This is a genomic window from Sphingobacterium sp. SYP-B4668, from assembly GCF_027627455.1.
GTDB lineage: Bacteria > Bacteroidota > Bacteroidia > Sphingobacteriales > Sphingobacteriaceae > Sphingobacterium.
In genome coordinates, this window is sequence record NZ_CP115483.1 from 4193587 (window position 1) to 4210362 (window position 16776).

At 40.7% G+C, this 16776-nt stretch carries 14 protein-coding genes; 9 read left to right on the forward strand and 5 right to left on the reverse strand.

The window, feature by feature from the left end:
• Positions 1 to 80 precede the first annotated feature (80 nt).
• On the forward strand, positions 81 to 458 hold the full coding sequence (locus tag OQ289_RS17105; protein ID WP_270088060.1) for a hypothetical protein: 378 nt from the start codon (positions 81 to 83) through the stop codon (positions 456 to 458).
• A 66-nt stretch (positions 459 to 524) separates the two neighbouring features.
• On the opposite strand, the gene OQ289_RS17110 is transcribed toward OQ289_RS17105, so the two are convergent.
• The 3 genes from OQ289_RS17110 to guaB form a co-directional block, all read right to left on the reverse strand.
• Positions 525 to 995 carry a DinB family protein gene (locus OQ289_RS17110; protein WP_270088061.1) on the reverse strand — a complete coding sequence of 157 codons (471 nt, stop codon included), beginning with the start codon at positions 993 to 995 and terminating at the stop codon, positions 525 to 527.
• 111 nt (positions 996 to 1106) lie between these two features.
• The gene (locus tag OQ289_RS17115) at positions 1107 to 1241 is read right to left on the reverse strand and encodes a 30S ribosomal protein THX (protein ID WP_081981181.1); all 135 of its coding nucleotides are present in this window, start codon (positions 1239 to 1241) and stop codon (positions 1107 to 1109) included.
• 216 nt (positions 1242 to 1457) lie between these two features.
• On the reverse strand, positions 1458 to 2933 hold the full coding sequence (gene guaB / locus OQ289_RS17120) for an IMP dehydrogenase (protein WP_270088062.1): 1476 nt from the start codon (positions 2931 to 2933) through the stop codon (positions 1458 to 1460).
• 197 nt (positions 2934 to 3130) lie between these two features.
• Between guaB and OQ289_RS17125 the strand changes: the two genes are divergently transcribed.
• From OQ289_RS17125 to OQ289_RS17160, 8 genes are all read left to right on the forward strand, one after another.
• Entirely contained in the window at positions 3131 to 3610 is a 480-nt protein-coding gene (locus OQ289_RS17125) for a hypothetical protein (protein ID WP_033564351.1), read from the forward strand.
• Between the two features lie 311 nt (positions 3611 to 3921).
• Complete coding sequence (gene secDF / locus OQ289_RS17130; RefSeq protein ID WP_270088063.1) at positions 3922 to 6906, forward strand: protein translocase subunit SecDF; 2985 nt, start codon at positions 3922 to 3924, stop codon at positions 6904 to 6906.
• 213 nt (positions 6907 to 7119) lie between these two features.
• Positions 7120 to 7572: a MarR family winged helix-turn-helix transcriptional regulator gene (locus OQ289_RS17135; protein WP_270088064.1), complete on the forward strand. Its 453-nt coding sequence runs from the start codon at positions 7120 to 7122 to the stop codon at positions 7570 to 7572.
• Entirely contained in the window at positions 7559 to 8563 is a 1005-nt protein-coding gene (locus OQ289_RS17140) for an NAD(P)/FAD-dependent oxidoreductase (RefSeq protein WP_270088065.1), read from the forward strand. The genes OQ289_RS17135 and OQ289_RS17140 overlap by 14 nt, the downstream gene beginning before the upstream one ends.
• A 2-nt stretch (positions 8564 to 8565) precedes the next feature.
• Positions 8566 to 8895, forward strand: a complete 330-nt coding sequence (locus tag OQ289_RS17145; RefSeq protein WP_270088066.1) for a 2Fe-2S iron-sulfur cluster-binding protein — start codon at positions 8566 to 8568, stop codon at positions 8893 to 8895.
• Between the two features lie 502 nt (positions 8896 to 9397).
• Complete coding sequence (locus tag OQ289_RS17150; RefSeq protein ID WP_270088067.1) at positions 9398 to 10708, forward strand: NAD(P)/FAD-dependent oxidoreductase; 1311 nt, start codon at positions 9398 to 9400, stop codon at positions 10706 to 10708.
• Positions 10709 to 10719: 11 nt separating this feature from the next.
• Positions 10720 to 12402 carry a DNA polymerase/3'-5' exonuclease PolX gene (locus tag OQ289_RS17155; protein ID WP_270088068.1) on the forward strand — a complete coding sequence of 561 codons (1683 nt, stop codon included), beginning with the start codon at positions 10720 to 10722 and terminating at the stop codon, positions 12400 to 12402.
• Between the two features lie 40 nt (positions 12403 to 12442).
• Entirely contained in the window at positions 12443 to 14113 is a 1671-nt protein-coding gene (locus tag OQ289_RS17160) for a M1 family metallopeptidase (RefSeq protein WP_270088069.1), read from the forward strand.
• Positions 14114 to 14130: 17 nt separating this feature from the next.
• Here OQ289_RS17160 and OQ289_RS17165 read toward each other — a convergent pair whose 3' ends face one another.
• Together OQ289_RS17165 and OQ289_RS17170 are read right to left on the reverse strand one after the other, a co-directional pair.
• Positions 14131 to 16374, reverse strand: coding sequence for a S9 family peptidase (locus tag OQ289_RS17165; RefSeq protein WP_270088070.1), 2244 nt, complete (start codon positions 16372 to 16374; stop codon positions 14131 to 14133).
• A gap of 157 nt (positions 16375 to 16531) precedes the next feature.
• Complete coding sequence (locus OQ289_RS17170) at positions 16532 to 16669, reverse strand: hypothetical protein (RefSeq protein ID WP_270088071.1); 138 nt, start codon at positions 16667 to 16669, stop codon at positions 16532 to 16534.
• Positions 16670 to 16776: the final 107 nt, after the last annotated feature.

Here is a 16776-nt window from a genome sequence, read left to right on the forward strand (position 1 = left end):
TTCTTGGCACCGCCTTTGCATTTACACAAGTGAAAAACAAATTCTTTAAACGCAAAAAACATATTACAACTATGGAAAAAATGATGAAAATTATGGGATTACTGTTGGTGGCTACAATATTTTTCACGGCCTGTAGTAAAGACGATGACCCTGCTGATAACGATATCTTTATTGGCAATTATAAAGGCAAGATATCCTACACAGACTTAGGAAACAGCGAAAATAACAAACCGCTTGCCGATGGCACTGTAAATGTCAAGAAATTAGGAAACACATATTATTTTTCATTTTCCAATGATATCCCTGATCTAAATGGGGTCGAGTTTGAGAAAAAAGGAGATAATGTATTGGTTAATATAGACTCTAAAGAAGGTGCATTGATCAGAATCGATGCAGGAAAGCTCACCATAGCCTTCACAAAAGATAATAAAATATGGACGGCTGATTGTCAGCGATAAAATAAGAGCTACAGCAAATAATAAAATAAAAAAGCAGCTCAAGAGCTGCTTTTTTATGTGAATCTATTATCGCTCCCAAAAATAAGGAGGTTCAATGTTGAGTGCACGCAAATAAACGTATCCTTGTCCCCTATGGTGGATTTCGTTATCGATAAAATAAAGAATATTGTCATAAACTGGTGAGTTATATTGACCGAAAAGATTAAAACTATCGTGAAAATCTTCTTCCTTAATCTTGTTGAAATACACATCTACCGCGTCGGTCGTCTTGTCCCACTGTTCCAATATTTCCTTCTTGGTCCTTAGGTCTATTTTTTCTTCGTAAGGTTCCTCAACACGGTTCACGATACCTTGTAGACCAGGACCAGCGATAGAGATAAGTTCCTGAGCTAAATGAGCGAAAGAACGCATCCCTCCAATTGAGAATTCAAAAAGGTCTTGCTCTGGAAATGCTTCGATAACTCGACGTGTCAAACTGCGATGGCCTTGCCAGTGTTTCAACAATTCTGCTTTGGTAATAATCTCTGGTGTTTTCATATGCTTGATTTTAAATTATACCCAAATTTAGTGTAGCACAATGACAGCAGTATGTCAACAGTTAAAGTCGTCATAAAAAAAGAGGGATGTGATACACATCCCTCTTTTTTCTTATTTGCTTTCGGCCTTATCCTTTTTTTTAATCTCGGCAACGACCGCCTTCTTTTCGAATCCACGAGGTCTACGCTTTCCGTACGAACCTGCTGTAATCTTTCCTTTTCTTGTCTTTATATCTCCTTTTCCCATTGCTGTGATTTATTTAAGTGATTTATTAAAACCTAACAACTTCCAATTTAAGCAATTAGAATGACAAAAACAAGGATGGGTAAAATTACCTCCGTGCAGAATGCTCTCTGATAAGGGTGAACGAAATGACCTAACGAGTCTACTGTATCTATGTGTAAACAAAAGAAGGGGCTGTCCTTAATCAGACAGCCCCTTCCATGTTTATTTAATTATAGATTAGCCCCTACTGTTATAGTTGGGTGCTTCTTTTGTTATCGAGATGTTGTGTGGGTGCGATTCCCGTAATCCAGCTCCAGTAATTTTAACGAATTGGGCTTCTTGCAACCTCGCGATTGTAGGTGCTCCACAATATCCCATAGATGCTTTCAATCCGCCGATGTATTGGTATACGACTTCAGCCAAAGTTCCTTTATAAGGCACTCGCCCTACGATACCCTCTGGAACCAATTTCTTGATATCATCTTCGACATCTTGAAAATAACGATCTTTGGATCCCTTTTCCATGGCTTCAATAGATCCCATACCACGGTATGATTTAAACTTACGTCCTTCATAAATGATTGTCTCTCCAGGAGCCTCTTCTACCCCAGCAAATAACGAGCCTGCCATAATCGTACTTGCCCCTGCTGCTATTGCTTTGGCGATATCGCCGGTCTGCTTGATACCCCCATCAGCAATCAATGGTACCCCAGTACCCTTTAATGCTTTGGCGACTTCATACACCGCATAAAGTTGAGGAACCCCTACCCCAGCGATGATACGAGTAGTACAGATGGAGCCCGGACCTATCCCTACCTTAACTGCATCCGCTCCGGCTTCAGCTAAAGCTGTTGCCGCTGCACCAGTAGCAATATTACCCACGATAACCTGTAATTCAGGAAATTGTGATTTAACTAATTTTAATTTATCAATGACTCCTTTGGAATGACCGTGTGCCGTATCGATGGTCACTACATCTACCCCTGCTTTGACCAAAGCATCCACACGATCCAATGTATCAGGTGTAACCCCTACAGCCGCCCCAACCAATAGTCTACCGTGAGAATCCTTTGCCGCATTAGGATAATGCTTATATTTTTGGATATCTTTAAAGGTAATCAATCCTTTTAGTACGCCTTCGTTATTAACGACTGGAAGCTTTTCAATCTTATAATTCTGAAGAATCAACTCGGCTTGTACCAAATCCGTTCCCTCTGGAGCAACAACTAGATTATCCTTTGTCATCAACTCGTTAATAGGGCGTTTCATATCTTTTTGGAAACGCAAATCACGATTCGTCACGATACCAACCAAGCGGCTATCCGGATCTACCACAGGAATACCTCCTATTTTATGCTCACTCATGATTTTAAATGCATCCCCTACTGTTGCAGTCGCTAACAGGGTAACGGGGTCTTGAATCATTCCACTTTCAGAGCGCTTCACCTTACGGACTTCCGCTGCTTGTTCGGCAATTGTCATATTTTTATGAAGCATACCTATACCACCAGCCTGCGCAATAGCGATAGCTAAATCTGCACCCGTCACGGTATCCATTGCTGCAGATACTAAAGGAATATTCAATTTGATTTTCTTGGTCAAATAAGTACTCGTATCTACATCACGAGGCAATATTTCTGAGTAAGCGGGGATTAATAATACATCGTCGTAGGTAAGTCCTTCAGCAACGAATTTTTGTGGATCTAATTGCATGGCAAATATGTGTTGGAGTTTCTATTTGCCAGGCAAAATTACAAATAAATATCGAATATTAAAACGTTTTTTAACAATTGACATCTAAATGATGAAACCCTGCATAACCAAATGTAAAGAGAATGTGAAGTGAAAATTAAGTTTGGCAAGTTATTTGCTAATCTAGCTATAGATTAAAAATGAATAATATTATTGCTATGAAAAAATTACTACTTTCTTTCGCCGCTGCAGCTGTTTTAGCACTTGGTGCTCAAGAAGCAAAAGCACAGACTCCTTATAGAACGGCTCTTGGTCTTGGTATCGATTTAGGAGATGGTGAGACTTTGTTCGGCCCTCAAATCAAACACTCATTTGGCGGAGCCAATGCGGGTAATGCACAAGTTTTATTTGGAGACAACCATATTGTAATAGGGGCTGACTATTCTTATAACAGACCATTCGCTGGCACAAATGGCTTAGGTTGGTACGTAGGTGTAGGTCCTCAATTGTCATTTATTGACTTTGGAGATGAAGACAGAACTTACTTTGCCATCCGTCCAGCAGCTGGATTAGAATACAAAATCCCTAATACACCTTTAGCGGCACATTTTGATTGGAAACCATGGTGGAATTTGAGCAATAACTCTGATTTTGAACCTTCGCGTTTCTCACTAGGATTTAAATTTGTATTGAAATAAGCAACTCAAAACAAATACAGGAAAAAGCCTGATGGAGTACCATCAGGCTTTTTTTACGCACTCTTCCTTCCAATTCCTATCCTGAATCTAGACAGAATGGGACTTCATCTGTATTTAAATCGGTATAATCCATGATGATGCAAATTTTATGATGTTAAAATCACGATCCATATTTGCATTTTATAATTATTTTAATCATGTCGGGTTCATTATATAAAAATTTTATACCTTTGCCATTCTTGGTAAAATGTAATAAAACCAAAGTAAAACTATAAATATACTATATATCAAACTAATACACTAAAGAGACAATGCAAGGTAAAGGGCTGATTAAATTTTTGGTGATAGTGGTATCGTTAGCGTGCCTCTATTCCCTATCATTCACTTTTGTGACGCGTAAAGTTGAGAAAGAAGCGGAGGCGTTTGCCAAAGGTGACATGGCCAAGGAAAAAACTTACTTAGATTCGATGGCTGGACAGGTTGTATACAACCTTGGATTCGCAAAATTCACTTATCGGGAAGCTAAAGCTAATGAACTCGCTCTAGGGCTAGACCTTAAAGGCGGTATGAACGTAACGATGGAAATATCGTTGGATGAATTGATTAGCAATTTGGCCAACAATCCAAAAGACGGTAATTTCAATACAGCGTTAGGGAATGCAGTAAAGAAAAGTAAAACTTCCAATAAGTCATTAGTCGACTTGTTCATCGAAGAGTATAAGGCTACAGGTTCGTCTACTCCAATTGCCAGCTTTTTTGCGACCCAATCTAATGCTGCTCTGATCAAAGCGACAAGTTCAGATGGAGATGTTGCTAGATTTTTACAGAAAGAAGCAGATAACGCTATCCAAAATTCGTACAAGGTACTACGTACCCGTATTGATAAATTCGGGGTGGCTTCTCCAAACATCCAGATTCAACAGGGAACTAATCGTATTCTAATCGAACTACCAGGTGTAAATGACGAGCAACGTGTTCGTAAGCTTTTACAAGGGTCAGCAAAATTAGAGTTTTACGAAACACATAATAACCTCCAAGTATATTCTTTGTTAGAAAATGCGAATAAGACGTTGGCTTCGACGTTGAAATCTCAAAAGACAGTTGCTACTGCTGATACAGCAAAAACAGATACAACTAAAAAGGAGAATTTATTGGCTAACTTAGGTGCTGGAAAAGGAAAATCGGATTCAGCAGCGATAAATGCAAAATTAGGAGAAGAAAACCCACTATTCGCAGTATTAAGACCTGCGGTGTACATGGGACAAAACAACCAAATGCAATTGATGCCTGGCCCAATGGTTGGTATTGCTGAATTGAAAGATACAGCAAAGGTAAATGCACTATTGGCTAAACCAGAAGTTAAAGCAATCATCCCAGGTAATCTTAGATTGTTATGGGCTGTAAAACCAGAGCAAAATTCACCTGATGCATTGTCGTTATATGCTATCAGACCCTCGGGAATTGACAATGGAGCAATTTTGACTGGAGACGTTATTACAGATGCTAGGAATGATATCGACCCTGTACACAATCGTCCAGTGGTATCTATGCAAATGAGTAACGAGGGTGCGCGTGAGTGGCGCAAAATAACTGCAAAAGCAGCACAGGGTCAGGAAGCAATCGCTATTGTACTTGACGATGTAGTCTACTCCGCTCCTAATGTAAATGAAGAGATTCCGAATGGTAGCTCACAAATATCCGGTTCTTTTACAACGGATGATACCAAAGATTTGGCTAACGTATTGAAAGCTGGTCGTCTACCGACTACGGCAAAAATCGTGGAAGAAGCCATCGTAGGTCCATCTTTAGGACAAGCGGCAATTGATGCGGGTGTCAACTCAGCAATCATCGCATTCGTAGTTGTTCTTATTTTCATGGTAGCTTACTACAACCGTGGGGGATGGGCAGCTAATATAGCTGTTATCATCAACGTATTCTTTTTATTAGGAGTATTAGCCTCGCTGAACGCCGTACTGACCTTACCGGGAATCGCGGGAATCGTGCTCACGATGGGTACCGCCGTGGATGCCAACGTACTGATATACGAACGTATTCGAGAGGAGCTCGGCCTCGGAAAATCTATGAGACAGGCGATTGCTGATGGTTACAAACACGCAATGCCTTCTATCTTAGATTCGCAGATTACAACATTCCTCGTTGGTATAGTACTCTTCTTCTTCGGAAGTGGACCAATCTTAGGTTTTGCAACTACGTTAATGGTGGGTATTGTCACTTCATTATTCACGGCAATCTTCATCTCCCGCTTGATTTTCGAATTCATGCTGGATAAGGATATGAAAATCTCCGTGTCTTACCCATGGTCAGCAAATACTTTGAGAAATGCTAATTTTAAATTCATCCAGAAACGTAAGACATTCTATATTATCTCTATCATCGCTTCTGTAATATGTTTGGCTTCTATCTTCACTAAAGGATTTACCCTAGGCGTGGATTTTCAAGGTGGACGTACGTATACCGTTCGTTTTGATAAAGTAGTTAATTTAGAAGAAGTGCGTCAAAATCTAGATGAGGTATTCCAAAAGACGACGGAAGTAAAAACGTTTGGAAGTGAAAACCAACTTCGTGTTACTACGACATACAAAATCGATGAAACTAGTGATGCCGCAGATAAAGAAGTATTGGATAAATTAAACCTTGGTTTATCAAAAATCGCAGACAGCAAGCACGAAATCCTATCTCAACAAAAAGTAGGACCGTCTATCGCGAATGACATCAAATCAAGAGCCATGTACTCTGCTATATTCTCGATTATTATTATTGCAGGATACATCCTTATCCGCTTCCGTAAATGGCAGTATTCAGTAGGTGCAGCTATTGCAACGGTACATGATGCGCTTATCTTATTGGGCTTATTCTCCATCTTAGATGGGCTGGTACCATTCTCTTTGGATATAGACCAACACTTCGTAGCTGCAATATTAACCGTAATCGCATACTCGGTCAATGATACAGTTGTTGTATTTGATAGATTGAGAGAATTCGTGAACAAACCGCATAGCCATAACGAGAAAATGAGTGATATCATTAATCATGCAATCAACACCACATTAAGTCGTACAATCATTACATCGTTAACGATTATCTTCGTACTTGCGGTACTATTTATCTTCGGCGGTGAGGTAATCAGAGGGTTCTCATTTGCAATCCTTATCGGTGTAATCGTAGGTACCTATTCTTCTATCTTTTTGGCGGCACCTTCAGTATATGATTTACGTCAAGGACGTCATTTAGCTGAAAAAACTGACGTAAAGAAAGTTGAACCAGCGAGACCCTAATTAACTTACATATTCTCAAAAAGAGGCTTCTGTTAAAAAACAGAAGCCTCTTTTTTTTTGTAATGCCCCCCTCCTTTCACAAATACGTACATCGGCACTTGTCCTATTTGAAATGTCAGGTCCTTTTGAGTACACTTAATATTGACATTTATTCGACAAATAAAAGCACTAGGTGATAAAGAAATGAATATATTTGTTGCACTAAATATTGTTATGCAAAAAGAAAAATTCAACATGTATTCCTTTATTTTAGACCGAACGGCTAGAAAGGTAAAACAGTATGCCCAATCCTCATTTTCGGAAAAAGGATTTGATTTGACAATCGACCAATGGGCAGTCATCAAAACCTTGTACGAAGAAGAAGATCTTTCCCAAAAAGACCTCGCCGAGAAATGTGGGAAGGACCAACCTACCTTAACGCGGATAGTTGACCTGTTGATTAAAAAAGAACTGGTCGTTCGTCAGAATCATCCTACCGATAGACGGAGTCTTTACCTTAATCTGACTATCCAGGGAGCTGAGAAAGTGGAAACACTCTCCCCTCACATTGCCAATATCAGAATGAAAGCATGGGAAAATCTGACAGAGGATGATTTCCAGCATTTCACTAGAATACTCAATACTATACACGACAATTTAAATCAAGATAATCATGGTGACAACTGACATATGTATCATTGGCGCAGGCCCCGTAGGTCTATTTGCAGTATTTGAGGCAGGACTTTTAAAGATGAGATGCCATCTTATTGATGTATTGCCTCAAGTGGGTGGACAACTATCTGAAATATATCCCCATAAACCTATATATGATATCCCTGGATACCCTACTATCAAGGCGCAAGAACTGATTAATAACCAAATGGAGCAGATTGCCCCATTTCACCCGACATTCAGTCTGGGTGAGCGGGTCGAAGAACTCAACAGGCAAGAGGATGGGTCGTTCTATGTTATGGGATCTGAAGGGACAATAATCCATTGTAGAGTAGTTGTAATCGCCGGAGGATTAGGATGCTTTGAACCGCGTAAACCTGAAGTAGCTAATCTTGAAAACTTTGAAGGACAAAATGTACATTACATGGTCAAAGACCCAGAGCGCTTCCGGAACAAAGAAATTCTAATTGCGGGCGGAGGTGATTCCGCGTTGGATTGGACAATCTTTTTGGCAGATGTAGCTAAAAAAGTTACTTTAGTCCATAGAAGCGATAGCTTTAGAGGAGCACCTGATTCGGCTGAAAAGGTATATTTACTTGCTAATGAAGGTAAAATTGATCTTCTTCTATCTCATAATCTTGTTGCCCTGACAGGCAACGGCTCGTTGGAGCAGATTCAATTGACCAATAAGCAGAAGGAACTAGTAAACGTCAGCACGGAGCACTTTATTCCGTTATATGGTTTGAGTCCGAAGCTGGGTCCAATTGGCGAATGGGGTCTCAATATCGATAAAAATGCCATCGAGGTCAATACATTTGATTACTCGACTAATGTAGAGGGTGTCTTTGCGATAGGCGACATTAATACGTACCCAGGAAAGCTGAAACTTATTCTGTGTGGATATCATGAAGCAGCACTAATGGCTCAAAGCGCATTCAAGCATGTGTACCCGAATCAGAAATTGACGTTTAAATATACAACTGTAAATGGAGTAAATGCCTTTTAAACATGGAAAATTTAATCACGATATACATCGAAGACAGAGACGGCAGCTCGAGATTGGTGGAAGTGCCTACAGATATCAACTTGAGTCTAATGGAGATCTTGAAAGCCTCTGAATATGATATCCTCGCTACCTGCGGAGGAATGGCGCTATGTGCGACCTGTCATGTACAAATCCTGGAAGGGGCGGACCAACTTCCTGAAGCTCAAGACCAAGAATTGGACATGTTAGACACGCTTCCTGATGCTGATGATGAAAGCAGGTTGGCGTGTCAAATCAGATTGAGCAATGACAATGATGGACTCCATGTGAGGATAAGAGGAGCTTTACAATAAGACTCATAATCGACAAGAAAATGACCATGTATGAGAGGAGAAATCTCATTTTCATATTTGAAGTCATTCAGATTCGTCAGCCGATACTATAACTATCCGTATTTTATCCATCCTATTTATCTCTGTTTACTAATTTCAGAAGAAATCCATCGGATAGATACTTTTACATCGTCTTGCACAAAATATACTCGTGTAGTACGTTAATCTAGTCGGAAAATATTTTCATATCTCTTGGTGTAGATAGTGCATAAAGGTTCTAATTATTATTCTTAAATTTGTGTACTTTGTACACTATTAAACATTCTGATTAGAAAGCGATAAAACAAACAAAATCAACTGATTTCTGTTGTTATAAATAAAGTTGTTGTGAAATCTATTTCTTTTAAAATTTTTCTAAGTCAGTGTGCATGGTTAATTGTAGATAATTTAGTTTTCTGCAATAAAAATTAAGATATTTGCAAAAACTTGCAAAAGTTTATAGAATTAAGATAAAACAACTAATATGCTAAGCAGTCGTTCAGAGAGAAGTTTTCCAAGAGTTATCGTAATTGGCGGTGGATTTGGTGGAGTAGAGGTATCTAAACACCTCAAAAACAAAGACGTAGAAGTATTACTTCTTGATCGCAATAACTTTCATACATTTCAGCCATTACTTTATCAAGTGGCAACCGGTACCCTAGCCGCGGATGCTATATCGTTTCCACTCCGGAAGATGTTTAAATCTCAAGAGAATTTCAAATTCAGAATTGCAGAAGTTGCCAACATTGACGCTGTCAATCAAGTTGTGCAAACGGATATCGGTGAATTTGACTATGACTATCTAGTTATCGCGACTGGTGCTACAACCAATTTTTTTGGAAACCAACAGGTAGCAAAATACTCGCTTCCGATGAAAAGTATCAAAGAAGCGCTTAACATACGCAGCTATGTCCTTCAAAACCTAGAGGTGGCCGTCACAAAAGAAACAGCAACACAACGTGCGTCATATCTTAATTTTGTGATTGTGGGTGGGGGACCAACAGGTGTTGAACTTTCTGGAGCTATTGCGGAAATTCGGAACCACATACTACGTAAAGACTACCCTGAGTTATCTACTCAAGAGATGAACGTATATCTTGTCGAGGGGCAAGACAAAATATTAGCAGCCTTATCACCTCAAGCATCTGAAAAAGCGGAAACGTATTTGAAAGAACTGGGTGTTAAAGTTTTGTTGAACAAACAGGTCACAAATTATGACGGCAATACTATTTCCTTCAGTGATGGAGAGAGCATTGATACCAAGACCGTCATCTGGGGCGCTGGAGTAATGGGACAGTTTCCTGAGGGATTGGACAAAGAAATCATCCAACGCGGCAACCGCATCAAGACTGATGCAGAATGTCGTGTAGAGGGCCTAAAAAATGTCTTTGCTATTGGTGACGTATCTGCAATGATTACAGAGGAGCTTCCACGCGGACTTCCTGGAGTAGCTCCTGTAGCACAGCAACAAGGAAAATTCGTGGCGCACCAAATCATGCATCTTCTTAACGACCAGCCGCTTGAAAAATTCAGTTATTTCGATAAAGGTTCGATGGCAACTGTAGGTCGTAATAAAGCTGTCGTGGATATGGGAAAAATTAGATTCCAAGGCTTCTTCGCTTGGTTCGTATGGATGTTTATTCACTTGATGTCCATCTTCGGATTTAGAAATAAATTGGTTACTTTCGTCAATTGGACGGTCAAATTCTTTACAATGAATGGTGGGATACGCCTCATTATCAACAAGTATGAAAGACCCAAAATAGAAGCTGAAAAACAAATAACCACTGAATAACGATAGTAAAAATGGAAAACAAAGTCATTGCCAAGTTGTTTAAATTAGGGAGTCAACTTATGGAACTTCATAATGAAAATCCTTTTAGAGCTAAGGCAATGGCTTCTGCTTCCTTCAAAATAGATAAACTTCCCTTTCAAGCCGCTACGGCTACGATTGAAGAGTTGAGTGCACAACAGGGCATCGGAAAAAGTACAGCCGAAAAGATACAGGAAATCTTGCGAAAAGGATCTTTTGCCGAATTGGATCAGCTTATTTCGATTACACCTGAAGGACTTCTAGAAATGCTCCAAATAAAAGGTCTTGGACCAAAAAAGGTTCAAGTTGTCTGGAAAGAATTGGGCATTGAGACCGTTGGAGAACTGTATTATGCTTGTAATGAAAACAGACTGATCGAGGCTAAGGGATTCGGTCTCAAAACGCAGGAAGAAATCAAAAAAGCAATAGAGTTTTCAATTGCAAATCAAGGTTGGTTTTTATTCGCTAGGGTGCAACCTGCTGCTGAGGCGCTGTTAAATAGGATAACAGATGCATACCCTGTAGGTACCCTAATCTCCTTTACGGGAGACTATCGCAGAAAAGTGGAAGTGCTTGACCACGTTGGCTATTTAGTCTCGGTAACAGTCGATCAATTGAAACAGACTCTCTCAGGTATACCCGATATAGAACAGATTGAGAACGTCCAGGACCATTTAGTAGCGAAGGACAGCAATGGCTACCTCTTCAAATTATATTCGACAACTCCTAAAAATTTTGCGCGAGACCTGCTCATATCCACAGGTTCGACCACTCACATCGATCAACTGGAGGCTATCCAAAATCCAATTCCGCAGGGAATGTCCGAAACGGATATCTATCATGAATTGGGTCTACAATTTATCGCACCAGAGTTGCGGGAAGGAATAGATGAGATTGTGCTGGCAAAGAAGCATGCTCTTCCAGACCTCATCACATTCGAACAGCTGAAAGGAACAGTACACAATCACTCTACATATAGCGACGGTGTACACAGTCTAGCTGAGATGGCCAGATTCTGCAAAGAAGACCTTTTACTAGAATACCTGGGTATATGTGACCACTCTCGTACCGCTGTATATGCAAATGGATTATCGATTGAACGCCTTGAACAGCAATGGATCGAAATAGATACCCTCAATCAAAAGCTCGCGCCTTTTAAGATATTCAAGGGCATAGAATCCGACATTCTATCTGACGGTTCGTTGGATTATCCTGATGAAGTACTCTCTAAATTTGATTTTGTAGTGGCCTCTGTTCACTCCAATTTAAAAATGGCAGAGGATAAGGCTACCGAACGTCTCATCAAGGCAATCGAAAATCCGTATACGACGATACTTGGCCATCCGACTGGCCGTCTTTTGCTAAGTCGATCGGGCTATCCATTGGATTTCAAAAAAATCATTGACGCTTGTGCTGCAAATCAGGTGGTCATCGAAATCAATGCAAATCCGCTCCGGTTGGACTTGGATTGGAGATGGCATCGATATGCATTGGAGAAGGGAGTATTGCTGTCGATTAATCCAGATGCTCACCGCACAGAGGGACTACTCGATATGCATTATGGAGTACATGTGGCTAGAAAAGGAGGACTGAGCGCACTTAATTGCCTTAATGCATTCACTTTGGAACAGGTAACAGATTTTTTTAAGACCAGAAAAGCAGCTAAAGGAATTTAAACCTTTCTTTATTGGCTTGTTTTAGTATTTTTATGGCCTGATGATGAAGTCAAGTTACAAAATGCGTTATATCCTTTTACTCCTATTATTGGTTTTGACGGTGTCCTGTTTTGGACAATTTTTGAACCAAACGACCACATTCACAAAGGCAGATTCGCTAAGGGGCCAGCTCTCTCCTCTTCGGACGTGCTATGATGTCACATATTACCACTTAGACGTAGCCGTTGACCTGCACGGCAAATCGATTACGGGGAGTAACCTCTTTACCTTCAAAGCCGTAAAGAACTTTCAAGTGCTACAATTCGATTTGTTTGATAATCTCAAAATCGAGAAGATATTATACAGAGGGATTGAAATACCATATACTCGAGAATTTAATGCGGTATATCCCAAATTCCCGAATATGATTTTAGCAGGCTCGATAGACTCTTTTCAAGTATTTTACTCCGGAATACCTATTGCTGCAAAAAAAGCACCTTGGGACGGTGGATTTGACTGGAAAAAAGATCAAAATGGTAAAGCTTGGGTAGCAACAGCCTGCCAAGGCCTAGGTGCAAGCTCCTGGTGGCCCAATAAAGACCATCTCTCGGATGAGGTGGACAGTATGCTCATCTCTGTAACTGTCCCTGAGCCACTTATGAACATTTCGAATGGACGCTTGAAAAGCATAGAAAAGCCGCAAGCGGGATACCGCAAATTCAATTGGTTTGTATCCAATCCGATAAACAACTATAATGTTGCCCTCAATATCGGTGACTACGTCCATTTTAACGATAGCTATCAAGGCGAAAATGGCCCATTGGACATTGACTACTACGTCATCCGAGGACATGAATCTATTGCAAAGAAACATTTTGGTGCAAATGTAAAACCGATGCTAGAAGCATTCGAACACTGGTTTGGCCCTTACCCTTTCTACGAAGACAGCTTTAAACTAATAGAGACTCCACACTTAGGCATGGAGCATCAAAGTGGTATCGCATACGGCAATCAATACAAAAACGGATATCTAGGTCACGATGGTTCGGGCACGGGTTGGGGATTGAAATGGGACTTTATCATCATACATGAAGCGGGGCATGAATGGTTCGGCAACAACATTACGGCCGGGGATATCGCAGACCTTTGGATCCACGAAAGCTTTACCAACTATTCGGAGGCCCTTTATATAGACTATCATTTCGGTAAAAAAGCCGGCCAGGAATATGTGCATGGCAATAGAAAGGGAATTCAAAATGACATACCCTTACAGGGTCCTTATCATGTCAATAAAGAAGGTTCGGGTGATATGTATGTAAAGGGCGGCGTACTGCACAATATGATTCGGACAATTATCAATGATGATGACAAATGGAGAAGTATATTGAGGGGTCTCAATAAGGACTTTTTCCATCAAACAGTCGATTATCAAGATATTGTCTCTTACCTCTCTAGACATTCGGGGATAGATATGTCAACGATATTCGAACAATATGTACAACATACTGATATCCCGACTTTAGAAGTCAAATGGGGGAAAGACGGCTTACCGCAGGCGAGATGGATCAGTGACGTGAGGGACTTTAAGATGCCTATCGCGATAGGTATAAAAGGAAAGGAACGTCAACAGATACAGCTGACCACGGTATTCAAACCATTAGAAATATTGGGATTGAGTAAAGCAAACATTGACATCGACACCTTTAATTACTATATTAAGGTATCGATGTAATCCTAAATTGGCTCTGTCTACTTCCATGTGGGCGGGTCTACACCCAACAAATGCTTGACAAAGAAGTCCCGCCGCTTGTGTTCTCCATACGCACCACCACTGGTATGATCCAAACCTGGCAACAGGATGAATTCGTGGGGCTTACCGGCTTTGATCAACGCATTCACAAATTGATAGGTGGATGAAGGATCCACGTTGCTATCCAGCTCTCCTACAAGAAGCATCAGCTTACCTTTGAGATTGCTGGCATGCACGATATTAGAAGATGCAGCATAGTGGGCACCTATGGGATAGCCCATCCACTGTTCATTCCACCAGATCTTGTCCATCCGATTGTCGTGACATCCACAAGAAGCAACTGATACCTTGTAAAAATCAGGATGAAAAAGCACCGCTCCGGCAGCATTCTGACCACCGGCAGAGGTGCCATAAATCCCAACCCTATCTAAATCCATATATGGGTAATGCTGTGCAGCGCTTTTCATCCAAGCAATGCGATCAGGGAAGCCGGCATCTTTTAAATTCTGCCAACATACATCATGAAATGCCTTAGACCGATTGGCTGTGCCCATCCCATCAATCTGTACGACAATAAATCCAAGCTCTGCAAGCTCAGCCATCCCGCCACCGGTCAATACCGTAAATTGCTTCGGCACAAATGAATCATGGGGACCAGCATAGATATACTCAATTACGGGATATTTTTTTGCAGGATCAAAGTCCTTTGGACGTACAATGATTCCCCAAATATCCGTCACACCGTCTCTTCCCTTCGCCACAAAGGATTCCATCGGTTTCCATCCGGCAACTAGTAACCCTGTTATATCCGCATCGACTAATGATTGTACGACTGTGCCATCTTTTGCGGATCGGAGTACGCTCTTGGGAGCCTGATCGATACGGGAATAGGTATCAATGAAATAGCTATGATCTGGAGAGAAAACCGCGCGATGGGTTGCATTCTCGTCGGTCAACGCAAGCAGCCCCGTCCCGTCAAAATTAATCTTGTAATATTGAATAAAATAAGGATCTTGTCCTGCGACCATACCACTTCCCTCAAAGATAATCTCTCGCTTGCTAGCATTGACGTCAATAACTTTCCGAACGACCCATTCACCTTTTGTTATCTGATTTTTCACCTGTCCAATGACCGCATCATAAAGGTACAAATGTGTCCATCCATCCCGCTCCGACATCCAAATAAGTTCCTTACCGCCATCGACTTCGTATCGATAGGTCTTACCATAGTAATTGACAAAAGTCTTACTCATCTCTTTCACTATAGTACGCACCTGTCCAGTAAGCGCATTAATTTCCATAATTCGGTATTCTTGATGACCCCGCTTGTTGTAATCAAATATTAAGGACTTACTATCATCCCGCCATCGAAAGTTGCTGACAAAATACTGATCTGGAATAAGCTGCATATCTACTTTATACTGCACCTGCTGAGCGAGATCAAAAAGTATAGGTTGGCGTTGGGGAATACTATCCCCAGGCTTGACGTAGTCCCTGTCAAAAAGCTTGGGTTGTAACTGATCGGTTGGAGAGGATTCAATCAATGGAACTTTACCAACTTTGACTGTCGTGAGCAAACTAGTCAAGAGCTTCTCTCCGTCAGGCGACCACTCTATATCACTCGAATAATAACGGGCAGCTGTCCCATCAGTAGTTAACTGCTTACCTGACTGTTCATCAGAGGTACGGACGTATATATTATAATTCTGGATATAAGCCTCTTTCTTGCCATCGGGAGATTTGGCTTTATCTGCACGCTGTTCATTTCTGAATCCGCCTTCAAAATTCCATTTACGCTCTTGACTTCTCTTAATATCCTCTTGCACCGTCAACTGTCCACGTTTCGTATCAAAAACCATTTCCTTGTCGTAGGCCTCAAATTTAAGTAGATTGTCTTTTTCGACACGCAATCGAATTAAAGATAGCTTGGACGATGTAATCGACATTCCTAAAAGCGCACTCATCTTGTCTATCAACAACTGATGATCAAACAGCGGTCGGCGACTCCCATTGACATGCTGCAAGACATACTTAGCACCTGTACCATCGTCCAAGGTATACCAAAACTGTTGACCATCTTCTAGCCATGTAAAGTTGGTTGGATTGTTTAATACTTTATTCCCGTATCGGCTATAGTAACTATTGGCGCTATCGTAATCTTCCTGTCTGCCTTGCCCAAATACCGCCAACTGACAACCTATAATTACCAACGAAATGCCATACTGTACTAGTCGTCCTACCATTTTACAAATTACGTTTTATACTCTTTGTACTTATTTTCATTTTATTGCTCCGAATAAATAAGATCATCACCCCCAATAGTAATCTCATAGTGGTGTCGTCATTTGAACCGAGATGGACGATTGGTCTCGACAAAGACAGCTACAGGCTCTTTAGCGGCTAATGGAACGATTCCCTACCCACATCATCAATTTCTTCGCGCTGATGAAAATGGGGATAGAAGTGGTCCAACACATCGTCCTGAATCCCAATACTTGTAGTACCCGTAACTGGAGCAGAAAACCGTAGATTTTTCATACACGCTTATAACAGGTATCACGCAATTTACGTTTATTTCAGAAAATAACATTAAAATAGGGTCAATGTTAAACAAAATATGGACGGACAGTGACTTTTTATTTTAC